The sequence below is a fragment of the Variovorax glacialis genome (assembly GCF_051216375.1).
GTDB lineage: Bacteria > Pseudomonadota > Gammaproteobacteria > Burkholderiales > Burkholderiaceae_C > Variovorax.
In genome coordinates this window covers 811,705-830,071 of record NZ_JBPJZT010000001.1, presented here as the reverse complement: position 1 = coordinate 830,071, position 18,367 = coordinate 811,705, and the positions used below count along the sequence as shown (strand labels likewise).

The following is an 18,367-nucleotide window of genomic DNA, read 5'->3' as shown; positions in this document are numbered from 1 at the left end:
CGAGCCCTTGCGGCGATGCGCACCAGTTCGAGGCCTTGTTGCATCGTTGGCTCCTCTTTGATCCGCAGCCGCCGCCGCGACCGGGAGATCGACGATACGCGCCTTCCCGGGGTGCGTCATCCCGAACATTGGGGGTATGGCGAGTGGCGGGTGGAACACCCCGACATCCTGCAGCACCGTGCCTATACTTTCGCATCGCGCCCGCGCGCGACGGGAGCAAGGATGACGACTCCGACCACGGTCAAGGACATCGATCTCTCGCGACATGTGAGACGCATGCGCATCGTCCGCCTGATGGACTATGGGCTGGTCTTCATGTCGATCCAGATCATGCTGCAGAGCCTCATGAGCGTCCTTTTCGACGAGCTCGAAGTCACGGGATACCTGATCCACTTTGCCTTCATCGGGGCCGCCGCAGCCTGCTTCTGGATCGGCATCCGCAACATCGGGTCGATTTCGAGCCGCACCTGGACGCTGTACCTCTGGATGCTCGGCCTGCTGTTGCCGGCGAGCATCGGAATGGTTTTGCTCATGGCCAGCACGGGCGCGTCGGATCCGACCAGCGTGATGGCGATCGTGACGTGGTCGTTCGTGGCGGTCTGGTGCGTCGTCACCCTGATCGCACTGTTCGGACTCCGATCGATGAAGCTCTCCGGGGTTGACGTGAACCTTCAGAGCCTCGCACGGTCGATGGCCGACGACGGACGCATGGCATCGACGCCGATCGACTTCTCGCAACTCAAGCGCGTCAATCGCGGCAAGGGGATTGCCTTCGGGGTGCTGGGCATCGTGGTGCTGCTGGCGTCGGCGTATGGTTATCACGTGGCCCTACCGAACTTCAACGGGTCGGCCAGGGAAGTGCAGGACGTGGGCAAGATCTTCAACGTGATCGACCTTGTCGGCTTCTTCCTGCTGGTGCGCATGCGGCGGTACTTCCAGGTCGATGCCGATGCATTGCTGCGTGTCGACCGAAGGCCGCCGATTCTCTTTCTGCGCTCGTTCGAAGACGACGAGAAGCTGACCTTCGCGCAAAGCGGCGAAGCGCTGTTCGACTACTCGCTGGAGACCCGGCTGTCCAGGCACTTCATCCATTTCGGGCCCTTCGTCGCCATCGGCGCCCCGAGCGAGGAACTGCCGGTGCCGGGCGCCGCACGGATCCGCCTCTCGGACGCCGACTGGCAGGCGCAAGTCAGGCGATGGATGGCCAGCGCACAGGTCATCCTGATGTATTGCGGGAATACCTTCTGGGTCAACTGGGAGCTTGCGATGCTGGCGCGCAAGGGCTACCTCCACAAGGTGATCGTCCTGTTTCCGCCCCGCAGCGGATGGGCCCAACGTTCGAAGAAGTTCGTCGACGATATCCAGAAGCGCCTGACCGGTGTGAAGGCCGCACTGTGCGACACGCGCTGGGCAGGTGCCACGGCCGCTCTGCTGCCCGAGAAAGATCTGCGCGCACTGCTGTTCCATCCCGACGGGACGCTCACCGCCCTCCGCAGCCAGCGCGAGGACCGCGACGCATACCACCTTGCCGTACTCGTTGGCCACTACGTCCTGGGCGGCGTGGGGGCGCAGGCCGTCCTCTGCCTGAAGGACGCATCCGGACGATGGGAGCGATGGCCGATCCATGCCGGCGCGATGCACATCGGCGCGGACAGCCAGAACGACGTTGCGCTCCGCGACGACGCGTTCGTCTCTGCCACGCATGCCCGCATCGATTGCATCGGCGCCCACCTGTCCATCGTCGATCTTGGATCGAGGAACGGAACCTACGTCAACGGCGGCGTTCTTCGCGACGGTGCACGCAGCGTTCGACCTGGCGACGAGATCCGCATCGGGCATTCCGTGTTCGAGGTGCGAGCGGGATGAGGCCGATGCGTCCAGGTCACGGATGACACGCGGTGCACTTCATGTTGGCGCCGGTGTTGTGTTCGAAAGCATCGATGTTCGGCGATCCGACGCAATCGGTCGCGCAGAGGCTCGCGTTGCCCATGTTCCGCGACCAGGCCGCGAACCCGTTCAGAAAAGCCGTGTTGGCCTGTGTGAACGCGGCGACCGTCATCCCGATGCTGCCCGTGTAGGTCGGAAATGGATGGCCCGCGATGTACCCCAGGTAGTCTGCGCCGTGACTGCTCTCGTGAAAGCGTAGCGAGGTGGTGCCGGCGGCTGTATCGCTTGCCGTCGTGCCGCGGCCGTACGCGGAGGTCGCCGTCAGCGGATCGCTTCCGGCCTGCGGTCCCTGGGCGGCATAGCTCGTGAAGATCTCGACCGCGGGCGCCACTGGAATCGGTCCGTTGATCGCCGTGACGCGACCGCGGGCGTGCGTGAAACCTGGCGTTTGCAATTGGCTGGGGACCAGCCTGAAGGAAGTCTCGTTGCGAGTCCCTTGGCGCGTGTCGGGCAGGATTCGCACGTTGATGCCGTTGATGTTCAGCGATGCCGCTCCCGCAGCGTCGAACTGCGCAGTCGCGGGCAATTGGGTCGTGATCGCGAGTATCCGGTCCAGCTCCGCCTGAGCGACGGGGTCGACTTTAGGCTGGGCGCGCAGCGTGCGAACCGAAAGCGGTGGCATTGCGCGCAGGCGTGCGCTGACGAACGGGGCCGCAACGTCCTCGCCCGTCAAGATCCCTTGGGCTATGCGCCAGTCGAACACGCGCATCACTTGGGTTCGCACGGCGGCAACCCGTACCGGATCGATCGATGCATCGGCGGCCGATTGACCGGCGGGCGCGAAATCGGGACTGAGAGCGAACTGCACCCGGCCGCCACGGCCGGTGGTCAAGTCCGCAAGGACAGCGCCGCCGAGCGGAAGATCCGAGCGCGTTCCCGAGAACCAGGAACTGTTCGCGACCGCAAACTCGCGTTGGAGGATGAGGTTGAAGGCCTGCGCTCCGACGCGCCAATCGACCGCGGGTGGGCCCGGGGCGGGCTGGCGCTGGACACCTAAACCCGGTCCGAGATGCGCCGCTTCGCCGCAGGCCGACGTCACGCGGCGCACGTACCGCTGCGCATACTGGTTCCCAAGCTGCCGCTGGAGTTGCAGCACCGTGCCACGAAAGCCATTGCTGGCCGGATTCAGTGTCGTGCCGGATCGCTGCGGGGTAGCGAGATCGGATCGCCGAACCTGGGCCTGCCTGCCCTGCGCTGCCGCGGCATGTGCTGGTAGACGATCGAGAACGATCGGGTGCCGCTGCTGGTGTTCGCGCATACGGCCTATTCCTGCTTCTGCTCTTCTTCCTCGCGCATCAGGCTCGTCGAATCCGCCTTCATGTGGAGCTTCTTCTTTTCCTCATCCTCCGACACCGGTGCTTCAGGCTGGCGTTGCACCGCGTGCTCCTGCTGCATCACCGCGCGCGCCATCTGGTCCGCCTCGACTTCGTGCGGATCGCCGGGCTGGCTCACCGTCATCTTCCGTTGCACGCCGTCGCCGTTCTGCTGCACGACATGCGTCAGTTCGTGCGCCAGCAGCTCGCGGCCCGAGGACGTGCCCGGGCTGTATTCACCCTGGCGGAAGAACACGTCGCGCCCGGTCGTGAATGCGCGCGCGCTGAGCGACTCGCTCAGGCCGTCGGCCCGCGAATCGTGGTGAATGCGCACGCCCGAGAAGTCTGCGCCGAACGCCGATTCCATCCGGGAGCGCGTGCCGTGGTCCATGCCCTGGCCGCCACCGCGCGCAGCATCGATCGAGCGCTCGATCGCATCCGTGCTGCTTTCGCCGCTGCCGGCCGCGTCGCCGGTGGCCCGGTGGATCACCTGGCCGACGTACCGGTTGCCGAAGTCGCGCTGCAGGTGCCGCAGCGAACGGTGCAGCATGGAACCGTCGCGAAGGGCCGATCGGCTGACGCTCGCCGCGTGCGCCGACGCGCAGGACGCGTCGCCAAGGCGGCAACTGACGCCGCCGGATTCGTCCGCCGCGCGCTGTGCCTGGGTGGTGGTGCCCGCCTGGGGTTGCGCCACGAGAAATGAAGAAGCCTGCCTCTGGGCGATGTCGTAGTCAGACACGATGCCTCCTTTCGGCCGCCATGCGGTCAAGTCCACGAGAGCGCCGGTTTTCGCGGACGGCGCTCGAGAATAGCGCGAGCATCATCGGCGCGCACGACCGTCTCCAAGGCCGAACTCGTCGAAGTCACCCAACAGTTTGCCGGTTTTCTGGTACTCCCGTTGTGTCGCCTGGATCACATGGCCCATGCGCACGACCTGGTCCTCGTCCGCGGCGAGGAACGCCGCAGCGACGGCCACGTTCTTGATATTGCCGCCGGTCATTTCGAAACGCTGCGCAAGAAGCGCCAGGTCGAGTTCGCTGTCGCGCGGCGTGTCCTCCGGCCAGATGCCCTTCCAGATGCGAAAGCGATCCTCGTCATCCGGAAACGGAAACTCGACCGTGAAGTGAAGCCGCCGCACGAAGGCATCGTCCATGTTCTTGCGGAAGTTGGTCGCGAGGATCGCGATGCCTTCGTATTCCTCCATGCGCTGCAGCAGGTAGCCGACCTCGATGTTGGCGTAACGGTCGTGAGAATCGCGCACCTCGCTGCGCTTGCCGAAGAGCGCATCGGCCTCGTCGAAGAAGAGAATCGCATTCGAGGTCTCGGCCTCGTCGAAGATCTTCGACAGGTTCTTCTCCGTCTCGCCGATGTATTTGCTGATCACGGTTGACAGGTCGATGCGGTAGATATCGAGCCCTAGCTCCGAGGCAATGATGCTCGCCGACATCGTCTTGCCCGTGCCCGAAGGCCCGGCAAAGAGCACCGCCAGCCCCTTGCCGAGCGCCAGCTTGCGGCCAAAGCCCCAGTCGCCATAGACGCGATCGCGGTACTTCACGTGGTTGCAGATCTCGCGCAACTGCGAAACACGATCCGCCGGGAGCACCAGGTCGTCCCACCGCTGCCGCGGCGTGGTCTTGCGCGCCAGCGACGAGAGCTTCTGGTTCGAGTGCATGCGGCATGCGTCCTGCAGATCGCGCGGGGTGACCGGGGCCGTTTCGCCGTCCCGCAGCCGCGCGAGCCGCCGTGCCGTGGCGGCCGCTTGCACGATGCCGCCAAGGCGCAGCTTGAATCGGCTTGCCAATGCCGTGAGATCCACATCCTGATTCAGCGTCGCACCGGCAAGCTCGCTCGACCACAACGAAGCGCGTTGCAAGTGGGTGGCCTCGGGCATGCGCATGACGACGGCCGCCCGGCGTGCCAGTGCGGCGCCGACGGCGACGGTGTCTTCGCCAGCCCAGAAGCACGGGGCCCGGCCGGTGTCGATCGCTCGCAACAGGGCGGCCAGCGCGCCGCGCGCCGATTCAGCACCTTCGGCGACGGCGCCGGCCCCTTCCGCGGAACCGAGCGACGATCCGCCGCGCCAGTACACAGCGCCGCCCAGCAAGGCGGCCTCACGTTCGATGAGTGCTGCCAGGCGCGACACGTCGGCCTCCGCGGGCAAGGCCGCGACGTCGGCGAGCAGCAGCGGCCATTGCCGCTCGTGGCAGATCCCTTCGGCGGCGCTGCGCTTGCCCGAGCCTGTCGGCCCGGCCAGCAGCATCACGGGCAACGGCGCTTCGGCGTACGCCGGCCACGCACGGCGCAATGCAAGTCGCGCTTCGTCCGTCAGCAGCAGGTCGTCGAGAGAGCGTCGCGGTACGACAGGTTCGACAAAGGCCCGAAGGCGCTCGTCGATCTCGTCGATGCCGAAGAGGAACTGCACGATGCGGTCTTCGACTTTCAGGTACTTCGCGAGCAGGGGCGGATGCGGTTGCGATGGGTCGTCCTGCAGTTGCACGAGATGCTGCGCGAGCAGCGGCGCGCCGGGCAGGAAGCTGCGGCGCGCGGCAAGGCGATCGGCCGGCGAAGCGGTCAGCAACTGGATCGCCAGGTCGACGCTCGGCCGCTTCTTCGTGACGTCGTCCTGCAGGTACGCATAGAGCTTCTCGTAGCGCAGGTCGACCTCGACCGCCAGGGCGATGAGCAACACGCCAATGTCGAAACGATCGAGGCCGAAGCGCTGCCCGAGGCTCGCCAGGCGCAGTTCGATGCCCTGCGCGAGGCTCAGCCGGCGGCGTGACTCGAGCACGTGCCCGAGATCGACCAGCGTCGCGTCGATATCGACCAGCCGCCCCTCCTCGACCGCCTTGAGCCATTGCGGCGCGCCGAGCGGGCGGGCGAGCAGTGCGTCGACTTCCTGCTCCGAGATGTAGAGACCCCGGAAATGCTCGTCCTCGGACTGCACGCGCCGCAGGTGCGCGACCCGTGAGCGGATCAGCAGGTCGATGCACTCGAGCTCGGCCAGCAAATGCTCGGACGAATCGGCGAACGGCTCCATGCGTGGCTCCAGGCTCAGTACGACACTTCGAGGGCGATCATCGAGATCTTGACGTAGCCGTGCGCCCGAATGTCGACCGACAGCGTGCGGCGCCGATCACGCAGGCTCCGATGGGCTTCGGGGATCTCGCCGGTTTCGAAGTACCCCCCGCTGCCGCCGGCGTGCTCGAGCGTCAGCACTTCGTCGCGCAGGTGTTGCATCGACTTCGCGTCGAAGCCGCCCTTGATGAGCGTCGCCGTCAACTTCTTCTCGTTGGCGCTGCCAGCCACGCGAAAGCGATGGATGTGGCGCACCCCCGGCGGCAACACGATGGCCATCGATCCCGCGGCGCCGCGCGCGTTGGGCTTTCCGTCATATTCCTTGTGCGCGATGGCCTGCGTCGCACCCACGCGAAAGGGCGGCCTGGCGTCGTCTTCGTCCTGGGGCATCGCCGAGGGATGGAAGGCCACCGTGATCCAGTCACGGCGAAGCTGGGCGTCGAGGGCTTCGGCGCCGACGGAGCCCGGCGCCACATGCGAGCGCAGTGTGTCGCGCTCCTGGTGGTTGACCGCTTTCAGCCCGAGCCGCCCGCGCTCGTCGAGTTGCACCCCACACAGCCGCACGTCCGACGGGTCCACGCCGGTGGCGATGCGCAGGTGCGCGTAGCAATCGATGCGGTTGTCGTTGTTGCCGTCCTTGGCTGCGCGTTCGGTGCGGAAGCCGATGGTCACCCAGGCCAGCGCGCCGGGTGGCAAGCCGTGCAGTTCGAGCGTTTCGGCCTCGCGCAACTCGATCTCCCGGCCTCTGCGGTCGATGGCGAAGCCCGGCGAGACGGTGACCGCGAGATCGCCGGCGTGCGTCACCTCGAGCCCGCTGGCAACGCCGAAGCCATGCAGATGCCGGCTGTGCCGGTAGCGCGCCTCGCTGTGATATTGCTGCTCGTCGATGAAGTCCTCCTCGAGCAACAGCTGGCCATGCCAGTAGGCGGGCTTGCGCGTGATCAGCTGTTTCTTTTGCATGATGTCGATCTCCGGACAATGGATGTGCGTCGAGTGCTCGTGTTCATTGTGTGCCGGTCCGCGTCGTTGTGGGCCCCCCGGCTTTGGGAGACACCTGCACGCGCAATTCGTAGGTCGTGTGGGCCGGCTTCGCGAAGTCGATCACGGCGCGCAACTGGCGCTCGAGCGCCGCGGCATCGCCCGGGGTGCCGGGCGCGGGCGCGGGGGGACTCCAATGGACCGCCACCTTGAAGAAGAAGGCCCGCCCCTGCGCCAGGCGAGTGTCTTCGCCGAGCAAGGACTGGCCCACGGTGAACCCCGTCGATGGCCGGTCGTCGATATGCACCTCATGCACATCCTCGAAGCACAGCGCGATCAGGCGCCGAAGGCTTTCTCGCGTTCCGCGCAAGCTGTACAACGGCACGATGCCGGCCACGATGCGGCGCAGCGCCTCCGGCGTGAACAAGGCGTGCGGCGTGAACGCCATCCAGCCCGCCATCCAGTGCATGAAGCTGTCCGGCGTGCGTGCGGCGGGATGGGTCGGCGACCCGATCGGCGCAAAAAGCGCGGGAATGGCTTGAATGCTGCGCTCGATGCCAGGCAGTGCGGTGTGCGCGCGACCACCCGGCTCGCTTTCGAAGAACAGCGCCTCGAACACGCCGAGCAATCTCGCGAGATCGCCCGTGGCGTCGGCGGCCTCGTAGACGGCCGGCAGGCTCGCGAACATGCGATCTCCGGGCTCGAGTTTCATGGACGGCCTCCCGCGCCGCCGAGGCGACGCGCACCCGGGAGCGGCGCATGGCTCGCATCGACCACGGCGTCACGCTCGACGCGAACGCGTGCGAGCTCCCACGGATGCAGTGCAACCGACGTGACCTCGCCCTGCGCATCACGAAGCAGCCTGCGACCGGCGATGCTGACCGCGCCGCCGAGCCGCGTATCTTCGGCGAGCGTCGACGCGACACCGATGCGAACGCCGATCAGCGCATCGGCACTGTGGATGCTTCGAGTCGCAATGCGGTGAACGGCGATGTCATCGACCCAATCGACGCCTTCGACGCGATCGATGACCTCCGCGATTTCGGAAAGATGAAGCGCACGCCCGAACGCCCGCGCGGCGTCGGAGGGTTCATCGGCGGAGAGGGGGCCGTAGCGGCGGCGCAGCGCCACATCGATCGCCGAGAGCACGTCCGCGAGCGCTGCGCCTGGTTCAAGGCCCAGGCGGCAACCGACGAAGACGTGCAGGTACACGGGGCCGACCACATGCGCCCGGGTCGTCAGCAGGCAGCGCGGCGCCAGTTCGTCCTGCACCTGCCGACACAGACGCTCGAGCGCCTCGGCTTCGAGTTCGCGTTCGGGCGCGAGAACCACGCTCACGTCGCCGAGCGCTTCCGCGGCAGCCGGCGCTGTGGGATCAAGCGGGTCTCTGGGCCCGTGGCGAAGATCGGTGCCGAACAGTGCGAACGCCCTCACGCCTTCGTGCGGTCCAAGGTGCCGGCGGGCAGCCTCCAGCGCTGCACGCTCGAAATCCTCCGGCGTGATGACGCATTGCGCATGCGACAGCGCCCGCACCCGCAGGCGAATGGCATCGTCGACCTGCTGGACCGGCGCGCCCAGCAGCGCCCGCCAGCCATCCCATTCGGCACCTTCGAGAAGGCGCAGCAGGTTCAGCTTGGCGTCGGGCGTGATTCGCAGTGCGCGGTAGGTCAGGATTTCGCTCATGTACGCAAAGAGCTCGATCAGCGTGATCCCGGGGTCGGAGGCATTGTGATCGGTCCACTCGGGTGCATACGCAGGGATCAGCGACATGCCCTCGCGCACGAACTCATCGAACTGCCAGGGATGCGCGCGTTCGTCCCGGAGCGTGTCGAGCGTGCTCATGGCGCGATACCTCCCAGCACGGTGCCGGCCGCCACGATAAAGGGCACGCCGGGCATCGCATCGACGGCGAGCGAGAGCCCGTGCACGAAATCGACGCCGTCGATCGCGCCGACGAGCGAATACAGGTCCGACCGGTGGGGCCGCTCGTCCGGCGCCCAGCCCTGCCCTCGGCTTCCACCGGCAAGCGGGTGCAGGAACTGCGTGACGCGCTTCTCGCATGCCATCGCCACCTCGTGGGGTGACCAGTCGCCGCGCACGCTGATCTCCAGCTTGACCGAGACGCTCGCATACGTCGGGCCAACGATCACCAGCCGGCCAGCAGGAAAGCGCCGCGCATCGAGATACGCTTTCACTGTTGCGAGCAGCGCGGCGTCCGGCTGCGGACGCGCGCTGTCGGAATGCGGGACGACGATCAGGCTGATCACCGCGGCGTCGGGCTCGACCGTGGCGGCCGTTCCCTTCCGCTCGGCTGCCAGGTCACGACCCGCGAAGCAGTAGGCGCGCGCCACATCCGGGGAAGCCACGAGCGCCAGATCGGCATGGTCCGATGCACACACGGCACGGTCGCGGTGCCGAAGCCAGGTCGATGCGCGCGCGCGAACCTGGCTGCGGGTTTCGGCGTCCATCCCGCCGCTCGCGGCTTCAAGGTTCACGACGGACTCGACGGCCGGTACCGCGCTTTGCGGCAGCGTGATCGACAAAGGCGTCCGATTGCCCTGGCGTCCGCCGCCAGCCGCATAGGCAAGAAAGAGGATGTTGTTGGCGCCCGCCGGCGGAATCCTGCCTTGGCGTCCATCGCCGAAGTGCACCTCACCCGTCAGCCGATCGAGCGTGAAGTGGCGTGCTGCAGCGGTCGAGTCCGACAGGTCGTCGACTTCCTCCCACGTCAGCCATTGGTCGTCGTGTTCGCGCACTTGAAGCAGCACGTCGCCGATGATGGGCGTACGCAAGGCCTTGAAGACCTGCGCGGACCGGCCATTGCTCGACCCGAGCACCTCGTTGCGCAGGCGCTGGGTGTGCGTTGCGGCCACCGCATTGAGCGCCAGCCCGAGCGGCAGCGTGCGGGCCGCATCGGGCGCGCCCGGCCAGGTGACGCGAAGCCATCCGAACTGGGTCTTCGGATCCAGGGAGAGTCCGGCCCACGGCGATGCTTCGTGGGTCAGGCGCACCTGCACGATGCCGGAGCGCGCCATGCCGTTCGAATCGTCGCGAACCACGTTCGCTTCCCGCCAGCTCCCGCCGCCGTACACCTGCCAGCGCGGCGCCGACTGCGGCGCGTCTTCGTCATCGAGGGTGATCGGCATCGCCGGCGGCGCCGGACGCACATGAAGGCAGAGGAGACGCCCCGCCGTCAACACGGCCCCGAGCGGCACGCCAGGCGACTCGAAGCCCAGGTACAGCGCCGGCCCTTCGACGTCGGATGCGACGAAGAGATCGAAGGGTGTCGACGTCGTGTGATCGAGCACCTTCCTCGTCAGAGCGCCTTCGCAAATCACTGCGTCGGGCTCGATGGGACCGCGCTCCAGCGTCGCCACCGCGGTGAGCGAACGGATCGACGGCGCGCAAGGCATCGGGAACCCGCCGGCATCTGCCACCACGACGCTGCCGTAAGTCCCCGACACCAGGCGGGCGCGCAACCAGACGCCTGTGTGCCCGGCGATCGTCGTGCGCACCACGTCCGCCGGAACCGTGAAGGCGAGCGTCCCATCCTGCGTGAGCGAACGGGTGCCGTCGGCAGCGACCAGCGCGCGATAGCCATCGACGGTCGGGATCTCCCACGCGACAAGGGGTTTGCCGTCACGGCTCACGGGCGGAATCGGTGACGAGGCGGCGCCCTGCGGGTTGGTCATCAGCACGTGCAACTCGATGTGGGCGCCGGCCTCGACCAGGGCCGGACACAGCACCTGAAACACCTCTCCGAAGCGTGGCCGTTCGCCCAGCGGATAGAAGTCCTTGCTGATGTCCAGCGGAACGAGGCCGTGACAGGCCGCGACGATGGGCTGTGGCGGGACGGCGGCGAGCACGACGAAGGACACGCCGGCCACGCGCGGCGGCGCATACGCTTCCGCGAGCAACGCCGATGCGCTCGGGCGAACCGTCAGCCATCGCGATTCGATGTCCTCGATCGCCAGCGCGCCCCAGGCGGGCGGCGCTTCGAGCACGACCTCTCCATCGTGCGTCATTTGCAGGGTCGTGTCGCTGCGAACGGCGAGTGGCACGAAGCCCTTGTCCGATGCCACGCCCCATTCGAGCTGCGACGGCTCCCTCGCCGGACCGGGTGCGATCCGTACTCGCACCCTCACCTCCCGCAGGCCCAGAAGCCCGAACGCATCGCGTTGTCCGAGGTGACACGCTTGCACGACCGGCAGCGCAGCCTGAAGCGGGTCGCCTTCGCCGCGCCCCGGTGCCGCCAGCATCGCAGCCATGTCGGCCACGCGGCGATGGCCCGGGTCGACGTACCAGGCCTGGACGAGATGAGCGCGCAGCAGGGTCAGATCGTCGCTCGTCTCGAAGACAACGGGCGCCGTATCGCCCGGCGCCGGGGCCGACGCCACGCGCGTATACCGCGGCACCACCACCGGGAAGACACCCGGCGCGGCACTGAACGCAAGATGCACGCTGGCCGCCGATGCGGGCCGTGGATCGCCGGCAACGAATTCACTGAATGCTTGCAGGTGAAGCCGGGGCGCCTCGTTGACGCAAGCGGTGACGATCTCCGCGTACCTCGCCGCCACGCCCACCAGCGCTTCGAGCAAGGGGTCTCGTCGGGTGGAAGCGAAACCCTCGTGCTCGAGCAACGGCCGCAACGCAGCGGCAATCTGCTCTGCGCTGCGCGGGCGTTCGATGACGAGGGGTGTGGCTGGAGGGGTCAACGCCTTGCTCCTCTCAGACCAGCGCCCGGTCGAGGTAGAACGGATAGACGAGGTTGTACCGGTTGTCGGTGCTGCGCACGCGGTAGTCGACTTCGATCAGCAGCATCTCGGCCCGGTCGCCGCCAGCGCTCACGCGAACGTCGAGCACGTCGATGCGAGGTTCCCACATGCGCAATGCCTCGCCCGTTTCGAAAGCTGCCGTGGCCTGCGTCGCGCCGTCGTTGGGCGCAAAAAGGAGGCCGCTGAGATCGCAGCCGAAATCGGGACGCATCATGCGTTCGCCCTTGCGCGTCGACAGGATGATCTCGATGGCGTCGCGCACGCTGGCATCGTCGGCGCTCATCGCGAGTGGCGACGGGCCGTCGCCCGCCCGATCACGCGCGATCGGAAAGGCCCAGCCGCAGCCCAGCACGAGGATCTTCGACACGGATCTGACGGGGTGGTTGGCCATGGTTCAGTTCACGTTGACCAACGCACCCTTGATGTTCACCTGGGCATTGGCGCTTGCGTCGATGGTCGATTGCGCCTGGATCTTCACGCCTGCCTTCGACGTGAGCTCGATGCCGACGCCTTCGATCGTGACCTTGCCCGTCGCGGACTTGATCGAGATGTCGCCCTGGCTTTCGATCGCGATGCTGTTGTCGGAGCTCTTGATCACGACATGGTTGTTGCCGGTCTTGTCGATGATCTCGATGCGCTCGTCGCCGTCGGCGTCGCACAGGCGCACGATGTGCCCGCTGCGTGAAGTGATGCTGCGGTTGTCGTTCTTGCCGTTGCCGTTGCTCTCAGGCGGCTTGTCCTTGCCATTCCACAGCGCGCCGACCACGTAGGGGTGCTCCAGACTGCCATGCTCGAATGCGACGAGCACCTCGTCGTCGGGCTCCGGCAGGAAGTACGAACCGCGCCCATTGCCGGCCATCGAACAGGCGACCCGCGCCCAATGGCTTTCGTCGTCCAGGTTGAGCCATGGGAAGCGAACCTTGACGCGGTGCATGCCGTCGGGGTCGCGATTGTTGGTGACGATGCCGACCACGACCCCGCAGAAGCGCCGCTGCGCGTCATCCGGGGCGAGCAGGTCGCGCAGCAGGTCGTTGTGCATCATGTCGCGTTCCTCCGCGCTGCAAAAGCCGTGCGATAGCCCTTCTTCGGGGCAAACGAGTGTTCGACCGAGGTCACGTAGTAAGGACCACTGAAGCGCACCCCGAGGCCCTCGATGTTGACGACCTTGCCGGCGCGCATGCGCGGGTCACCGATGCACAGCCCCTCGGCGCGCACGTAGCGCAGCGCCATTTCGGCAAAGGCACGCTTGGCCATGGCGTCGACCTCCTCCTGGCTTTGCACAGGCACGCTCACGCGCGCGCTGGGCGCGCCCGAGAAGGCGCGCTGCGCCGCAGAGGGCCCCGAACGCGATCCGCCCATCGACGTCGGTTCGTCGCCAATCCCCGCCTTGCCGATGATCTCCTTCTTCTGCTTCGGGTCCCAGCCGCGCACCTCCAGTTTGGAAACCTGGCCCAGCGTCGACAGGCGCGGATGGAATGAAATCAACTCGATCTGGCGATGGAGCGTCAACTCGGCCTTCTCGTCGATCTTGCGCGGCCGGAACAGGAGGTCACGATCGTGGACGACGACCTCGAACTCGATGCGACGGGCGCGCATGGCGAGAAACTCGAGGTCCGTCTGGTTGTGCTGCAGGACGTAGGGCAAGGTGACGCTGCTGTCGCTGGCCTGGGGATTCAGTCCCGCGTCGGAAGCGATCTTGCTTGCGATGTCGCTGTCCTTGCAGTTCATGAAGGAGCGCGTCTTGCGCGCGGACATCAGGCGATGGCGACGGTCATGCCCTCGAACGGTCAGCGTGGGTGTGCCCTTTTCAGGGAAGTCGGGCTCCAGGCCGGTGATCTCTCCGCTGAGCACCTGGGTCTTGTGATCGCGGTAGCCGAATGCGATCTCCACCGGATTGCCTTCCTGGAACAACTTGTCGTCGATCCATTTGGGCTTCATCTGCGCCGTGTCCCAGGCGGGGAGCGTGATGGTGAACATGCCCGGTGCGTCGACATCGTCCAGCACGCTGAGCAGGCTCACGTCGGCCGCGGCTTTCAGGTCCAGTGGAGCGCCGTTGACGCGGATCTCGAAATCCGGCGTCAGCGTGTTGAACTCGTCGCGGGCGGTCACAGGGCGGTCCCTCCGCTCCAGGCGACCTGGCGCACGGGCAGCATGAGGCACATGCCGGGCGAAAGCGCCAGCGGATTGTCGATGCCATTGGCGTCGGCGATCGCTTGCCATTGACGCGGGTCACCGTATTCCTCCGCCGCGATCGACGCCAGGGTCTGCCCGCGCTTGACGATCCATACCTTCGCGACGTCGGAGGACATCAGGTTCTGCTTCTCCAGGTCCGTCATGGTCGAGACCCATTGCTTGAAGGTGCAGCGGTTGGTCGCGCGCACCGGCAGGCCGTTTTCCACGAACATCGTGAACTGGGTCTCGATCTGCTGCAGCACGCCCTGGAAGAACATGGCCTGTTCTCCCCAGGTCAGGCGACATACGGGCGGACGATGGATCTTGCCGTGCTGCTCCACCGTCGTCAGGTGGAGCAGCTTGTCGGTGTAGAGCTTCTTGACGCTCTTCTTCTGGCTTTGCTCTTCATCGGTGTCGTAGGTGTCGAAGAACAGGTCGACGCTGAGCGTGGCGGGCTCGCCCCCGATGAACTGGCTCTCCGGCGTGTCGCGCTTCGCCGCGTTCTGGTTCGGCCAGGACACGCTGCGGCTGACGGTCAGCCGGTTCGGATTGAACATCGCCACGATGGTGCTGTCCGAGGTCGGGCTGCCGAACTGCAGATTCTTGTCCGTGCTGCCTTGCGTTTCAACGAGGATGGTCAACATCTTCAGGCCCATCGCGCGAACCCCCTGCGTTCATGTTCGGTGGCCAGGCGTGACATCAGCGCGCCCCAGGCACGCTCGACGAGATCATCGACATCGACCGCCGTCTGCGCCCCGCGCTGTTCCGGCTGCACTTGATGAGCCGTTGTCGGAGCGGAGGGTGGCGCGGCAGCGTCGGGCGACCACGCATCGCCGGAATCGGGATGCGCCATGCGGGGTTCCGCGACCCGCGCGATCTGCGACGACGAGGCACTTCCGGCGGGTGCGGGTGCGCCGGGCCTGACGAGCGGCATGTCGATGATGCGGGCAATGGCCGGCGCAGCGCGCGACGTGAAATCAGGCGAAGCGCCGTTGACGGCCATCCTCCGCTGGAGCGGCGCAGCGAACAGCGGCATGCGCCGGCTTCCGTGGGCGGTGCCGGCATCCGGGTGGTGTGCGGCCGGCCTTTCCCCCGGGAAAGGGATGGCGAACGGTTGCAGCGTATCGCTCACCGCTTCGGGCGGGTCCGTGTCGGAACTGAATGCACTTCTTCGCAGCAGAGTCTGCGTACCTGACGCGACCGCCAAGCCGGCAACCCCATGGCTCAGGGGCATCGCATCTTCGCCGTGCGGGTCGGTCCACTCCGCGCGAGGTGGCACCGCGACGCTGGCCAACTGCATCGGATTCGAAAAAACCAGGCTTTGTGCTCGTGCGATCGTGTCGCTGCGAAGGACAGGAGTTGCCTGGCGAGGATGGACCTCGGCCGACGGAGGGACAGCACTCCCGGTATCCGCGGGGCCCAGCTCCTGACGCGATGGGCTTCGATCGATGGCTGTGCGATGCCGCAATATTCCAACGTCTGCCACGGCTGCGGGGGTCGAGCTGGTGCTGGTCGTTCGGGTCGTCGACGAGTCGGGCGTGCTCTCACGACTCAACGGCAGGCCGGTTCGTGGCTGCAACTCGGCCAGGGGCATGCCCAGCCCTGGCGCCGGCGCCGCCAACTGCAGGCTTTGCCCCGGCGGCGCCTCGGTCAATCGCGCGCCATGTTCGAGCGTGGTATCGGAGTTCCTCGTCGGCGCTCTCTCGGGCTCGACCAGGGTGCGCCACTGCGTCGTCGCGGAGCGCGCCAGCGCCGGAGTGGTGTCATCTGTGTCTGCGATACGAGAAGGACTGATGATCCGGGCCACCGGCATCGCGCGCACGGCAGGCGTGCGCGGGACGTCAATGATCACTGGCAGCCGGGAAGCTGGCAACGTGCGCTCCGCCGGCATGGCCTCTACGGGACCCGGCGATGGGACCGTTTCGGCGCGCGCAATGACGGCCCGGTCCGTCGAGGCGCGGGTGGGCAGGACGTCGGGGATGGCACGCTGCCCGGTCTGCGTGACCTTGCGCGAGGTCGTCGGTTCGCCGGGAAGCGCCGCGCTCCCGACCGACAATGGCATCTCGACCTCGGTCCGAGACTTCGCCATCGGCGCCACGACCGGTGCGGCTTCAAGGTGCCGGGCGATGTGTGACGACCTCCCTTGCACCGGGACGCCCTCGCCCGACGCTTCGGGCGTTGCAGTCATGGCCGTTGGCCTCGGTTCCGCCGGCGCCGCGCCAGCGCTGTGAGCCGCCGGGTCAGTCGCAAGATTCACGCGCGCGCCCGTCATGCTCGCTGCGTGGGTGGTCGCGATCCAGGGGAACGCGATGCCGTCATCCTGACGGCGATCATCACCAGCCTGATCGGCAACAGGTGCAGGCGTTCGGGCCGGATCCAGGGTCGGGGCAGACCGGTCATTCGATGCCGCCACCGCCGATGCTCGCCGCAAAGGCATCGAGGGTGCGCGCAAGATCACCTTCGGCACGGATACGGTTTCCGCCGGCACTTCATACGAAGAAAGGCGCTGCGACACCAGCGGCATCGAAACGCCCGGATCGCGCTGCATGTCCACACGCCGCCGCATGCCCGCAGCCGGAGGCGCAACATCTTCAGGGCTCATCAGCGCGCTCGCCGCCATCGCGGTATGCACCGCAAGGCTCACCGGTCGCAGGGCACTCACTTGGCCGATCGCTGCGACCTGGGTGCCTGCGGACAACGGCGATTCAAGGTGCTTCCTTACGACATCGGCAGATACGCGGGACGTGGCCCCGTCGTCGCGCGGCCTTGCGATGGCCGACGCGCGCATCGGTGCCGGACCAGCGCGTCCGGTCGAGCTCCGTTGCACCTGCGCAGGGCCGGCATCGACTGAAGGCGCATCGCGTCGCATCGCCGTACCGGATCTCTCGCTCGGTCGCTCGGCGAACCCAGCCTCGGCTTGCTGCTGCATCGCATCGCCGGAATCGACGGTCCGCCCAACTTCGCGATAGGCGGATGCGCCGCGCAGGACCGCCGGTTGCGCAATGCCACCGACAGCGGCCCTCGATGCGATCACCGGCATGTCCGCATGCGGCACCTGCTCGCGGTCCGGGGCAGGCACCGGCTCGACAACATCGGCACTGGACTGGCCGGTCGTGGCGGACCCTTCGGCCGGCAGGACAAGCGCCCGCGGCGCGGAGGTGGACCGCATGAGGTCTTGGGGCCTGACGACAACCGCACGCGCCACCGCCGATCGAAACACCCTCGGGTCGTCTCCCCTCACCCGCTCCGCCTGCGCGTCATGCACGGACAAGGACTCCACGAAGGAAGTGTGCCGGTCGTGGACCGATGTCAAGCCGCCGATGATGGACAGGTTGGCCGGCGACGCCGCGATCCCGACATGCCGCGAGCGTTGCCATGCGGCGAGACCGATGGAATCGCCGCCCATCCAGGGGGGTGTTGGCAAGGTGGTGGACGGCGATGACATGAGGCCTCGTGCATGCCGGCGTCAGCTGGCCAGATTGTTTGGCAGGATGCCCTTGTGGATGAGCTCGACCGCTTCGAAGGCGACGGCTGAGGTCGAAGCGTGCAACTCGGGCCCAGTCCATTTCACGGGGCAGGCCTTCAGGAAATGCCAGGCCAGGTGGGCCGCGCCGTCGGCGGACTGGATCTCGATGCGCACGTCCTTGCGCGAGATCTTGCCGCGCATGATCTCGAGGTACCACTTCCACAGGTACTCATTGTCCGCGATGCCGCGCTTGAGGACCAGCCGCGAAGGGAACTTGGTAGCGCCCGCCAGTTGCACGTCGTTCGCATTCATGCCGCCGGCGCGCAGCGTCTCGACTTCGGTTTCAGCGGCAAGGCCCGAGACATCGCTGAAGCCGCCGATCACCTTCGGGCCACGCCCGTCGAGCGCCACGGTGAACCGAAACGCCATGTACTTGTCGGGCGTCGCCATTGTGTTGCTTCCCGTTCAGCCGAGTTCGAAGCTCTCGCCCTCGCCCGACTCGTTGAGCCTCTTGTTGATGCGGGCCACCTGGTCGACCCAGAGCAGCCGCTCCTGGTGGTTCATGTCCATGATCTGTCCGTACGGCCAGTGAAAGTAGTAAGCCAGGTAGGCCACCTCCTGGAACAGCTGCTCCGGGAGGT

Annotated in this window: 15 protein-coding genes; 1 reads left to right on the top strand and 14 read right to left on the bottom strand. The window is 66.9% G+C overall.

Annotated features, from left to right (window positions below):
* Window positions 1-57: 57 nt before the first annotated feature.
* Window positions 58-1,866: an FHA domain-containing protein gene (locus ACSFBL_RS04090; protein WP_435514462.1), complete on the top strand. Its 1,809-nt coding sequence runs from the start codon at window positions 58-60 to the stop codon at window positions 1,864-1,866.
* A gap of 16 nt (window positions 1,867-1,882) precedes the next feature.
* Here ACSFBL_RS04090 and ACSFBL_RS04085 read toward each other — a convergent pair whose 3' ends face one another.
* The 14 genes from ACSFBL_RS04085 to ACSFBL_RS04020 all read right to left on the bottom strand — a co-directional run bounded on the left by ACSFBL_RS04085 (window position 1,883) and on the right by ACSFBL_RS04020 (window position 18,353).
* Window positions 1,883-3,205 carry a hypothetical protein gene (locus ACSFBL_RS04085; protein WP_435514461.1) on the bottom strand — a complete coding sequence of 441 codons (1,323 nt, stop codon included), beginning with the start codon at window positions 3,203-3,205 and terminating at the stop codon, window positions 1,883-1,885.
* 5 nt (window positions 3,206-3,210) lie between these two features.
* The gene (locus ACSFBL_RS04080; RefSeq protein ID WP_435514460.1) at window positions 3,211-3,999 is read right to left on the bottom strand and encodes an eCIS core domain-containing protein; all 789 of its coding nucleotides are present in this window, start codon (window positions 3,997-3,999) and stop codon (window positions 3,211-3,213) included.
* 81 nt (window positions 4,000-4,080) lie between these two features.
* Entirely contained in the window at window positions 4,081-6,297 is a 2,217-nt protein-coding gene (locus ACSFBL_RS04075) for an AAA family ATPase (RefSeq protein WP_435514459.1), read from the bottom strand.
* Between the two features lie 14 nt (window positions 6,298-6,311).
* Window positions 6,312-7,295: a hypothetical protein gene (locus ACSFBL_RS04070; protein WP_435514458.1), complete on the bottom strand. Its 984-nt coding sequence runs from the start codon at window positions 7,293-7,295 to the stop codon at window positions 6,312-6,314.
* 43 nt (window positions 7,296-7,338) lie between these two features.
* The gene (locus tag ACSFBL_RS04065) at window positions 7,339-8,025 is read right to left on the bottom strand and encodes a hypothetical protein (protein ID WP_435514457.1); all 687 of its coding nucleotides are present in this window, start codon (window positions 8,023-8,025) and stop codon (window positions 7,339-7,341) included.
* A complete protein-coding gene (locus ACSFBL_RS04060; protein ID WP_435514456.1) occupies window positions 8,022-9,155 on the bottom strand; it encodes a hypothetical protein in 1,134 nt (377 codons plus the stop codon). The genes ACSFBL_RS04065 and ACSFBL_RS04060 overlap by 4 nt, the downstream gene beginning before the upstream one ends.
* Window positions 9,152-12,028: a putative baseplate assembly protein gene (locus ACSFBL_RS04055; protein WP_435514455.1), complete on the bottom strand. Its 2,877-nt coding sequence runs from the start codon at window positions 12,026-12,028 to the stop codon at window positions 9,152-9,154. The genes ACSFBL_RS04060 and ACSFBL_RS04055 overlap by 4 nt, the downstream gene beginning before the upstream one ends.
* 13 nt (window positions 12,029-12,041) lie before the next feature.
* Window positions 12,042-12,479, bottom strand: coding sequence for a GPW/gp25 family protein (locus tag ACSFBL_RS04050; RefSeq protein WP_435514454.1), 438 nt, complete (start codon window positions 12,477-12,479; stop codon window positions 12,042-12,044).
* Between the two features lie 3 nt (window positions 12,480-12,482).
* A complete protein-coding gene (locus ACSFBL_RS04045; protein ID WP_435514453.1) occupies window positions 12,483-13,130 on the bottom strand; it encodes a phage baseplate assembly protein V in 648 nt (215 codons plus the stop codon).
* Window positions 13,127-14,197, bottom strand: coding sequence for a phage late control D family protein (locus ACSFBL_RS04040; protein ID WP_435514452.1), 1,071 nt, complete (start codon window positions 14,195-14,197; stop codon window positions 13,127-13,129). Before ACSFBL_RS04040 ends, ACSFBL_RS04045 begins: the two co-directional genes overlap by 4 nt.
* Window positions 14,194-14,904: a CIS tube protein gene (locus ACSFBL_RS04035; protein WP_435514451.1), complete on the bottom strand. Its 711-nt coding sequence runs from the start codon at window positions 14,902-14,904 to the stop codon at window positions 14,194-14,196. The genes ACSFBL_RS04040 and ACSFBL_RS04035 overlap by 4 nt, the downstream gene beginning before the upstream one ends.
* Before the next feature lie 2 nt (window positions 14,905-14,906).
* Window positions 14,907-17,705, bottom strand: coding sequence for a hypothetical protein (locus tag ACSFBL_RS04030; RefSeq protein ID WP_435514450.1), 2,799 nt, complete (start codon window positions 17,703-17,705; stop codon window positions 14,907-14,909).
* A 21-nt stretch (window positions 17,706-17,726) separates the two neighbouring features.
* A complete protein-coding gene (locus ACSFBL_RS04025) occupies window positions 17,727-18,176 on the bottom strand; it encodes a phage tail protein (RefSeq protein WP_435514449.1) in 450 nt (149 codons plus the stop codon).
* Between the two features lie 15 nt (window positions 18,177-18,191).
* The gene (locus ACSFBL_RS04020; RefSeq protein WP_435514530.1) at window positions 18,192-18,353 is read right to left on the bottom strand and encodes a DUF6760 family protein; all 162 of its coding nucleotides are present in this window, start codon (window positions 18,351-18,353) and stop codon (window positions 18,192-18,194) included.
* Window positions 18,354-18,367: the final 14 nt, after the last annotated feature.

Coding starts and splice junctions, on each gene's coding strand:
- ACSFBL_RS04085 (WP_435514461.1), bottom strand. CDS start 3,205: ATGCGCGAACACCAGCAGCGGCACCCGATCGTTCTCGATCGTCTACCA.
- ACSFBL_RS04075 (WP_435514459.1), bottom strand. CDS start 6,297: ATGGAGCCGTTCGCCGATTCGTCCGAGCATTTGCTGGCCGAGCTCGAG.
- ACSFBL_RS04070 (WP_435514458.1), bottom strand. CDS start 7,295: ATGCAAAAGAAACAGCTGATCACGCGCAAGCCCGCCTACTGGCATGGC.
- ACSFBL_RS04065 (WP_435514457.1), bottom strand. CDS start 8,025: ATGAAACTCGAGCCCGGAGATCGCATGTTCGCGAGCCTGCCGGCCGTC.
- ACSFBL_RS04060 (WP_435514456.1), bottom strand. CDS start 9,155: ATGAGCACGCTCGACACGCTCCGGGACGAACGCGCGCATCCCTGGCAG.
- ACSFBL_RS04050 (WP_435514454.1), bottom strand. CDS start 12,479: ATGGCCAACCACCCCGTCAGATCCGTGTCGAAGATCCTCGTGCTGGGC.
- ACSFBL_RS04045 (WP_435514453.1), bottom strand. CDS start 13,130: ATGATGCACAACGACCTGCTGCGCGACCTGCTCGCCCCGGATGACGCG.
- ACSFBL_RS04035 (WP_435514451.1), bottom strand. CDS start 14,904: ATGTTGACCATCCTCGTTGAAACGCAAGGCAGCACGGACAAGAATCTG.
- ACSFBL_RS04030 (WP_435514450.1), bottom strand. CDS start 17,705: ATGTCATCGCCGTCCACCACCTTGCCAACACCCCCCTGGATGGGCGGC.
- ACSFBL_RS04025 (WP_435514449.1), bottom strand. CDS start 18,176: ATGGCGACGCCCGACAAGTACATGGCGTTTCGGTTCACCGTGGCGCTC.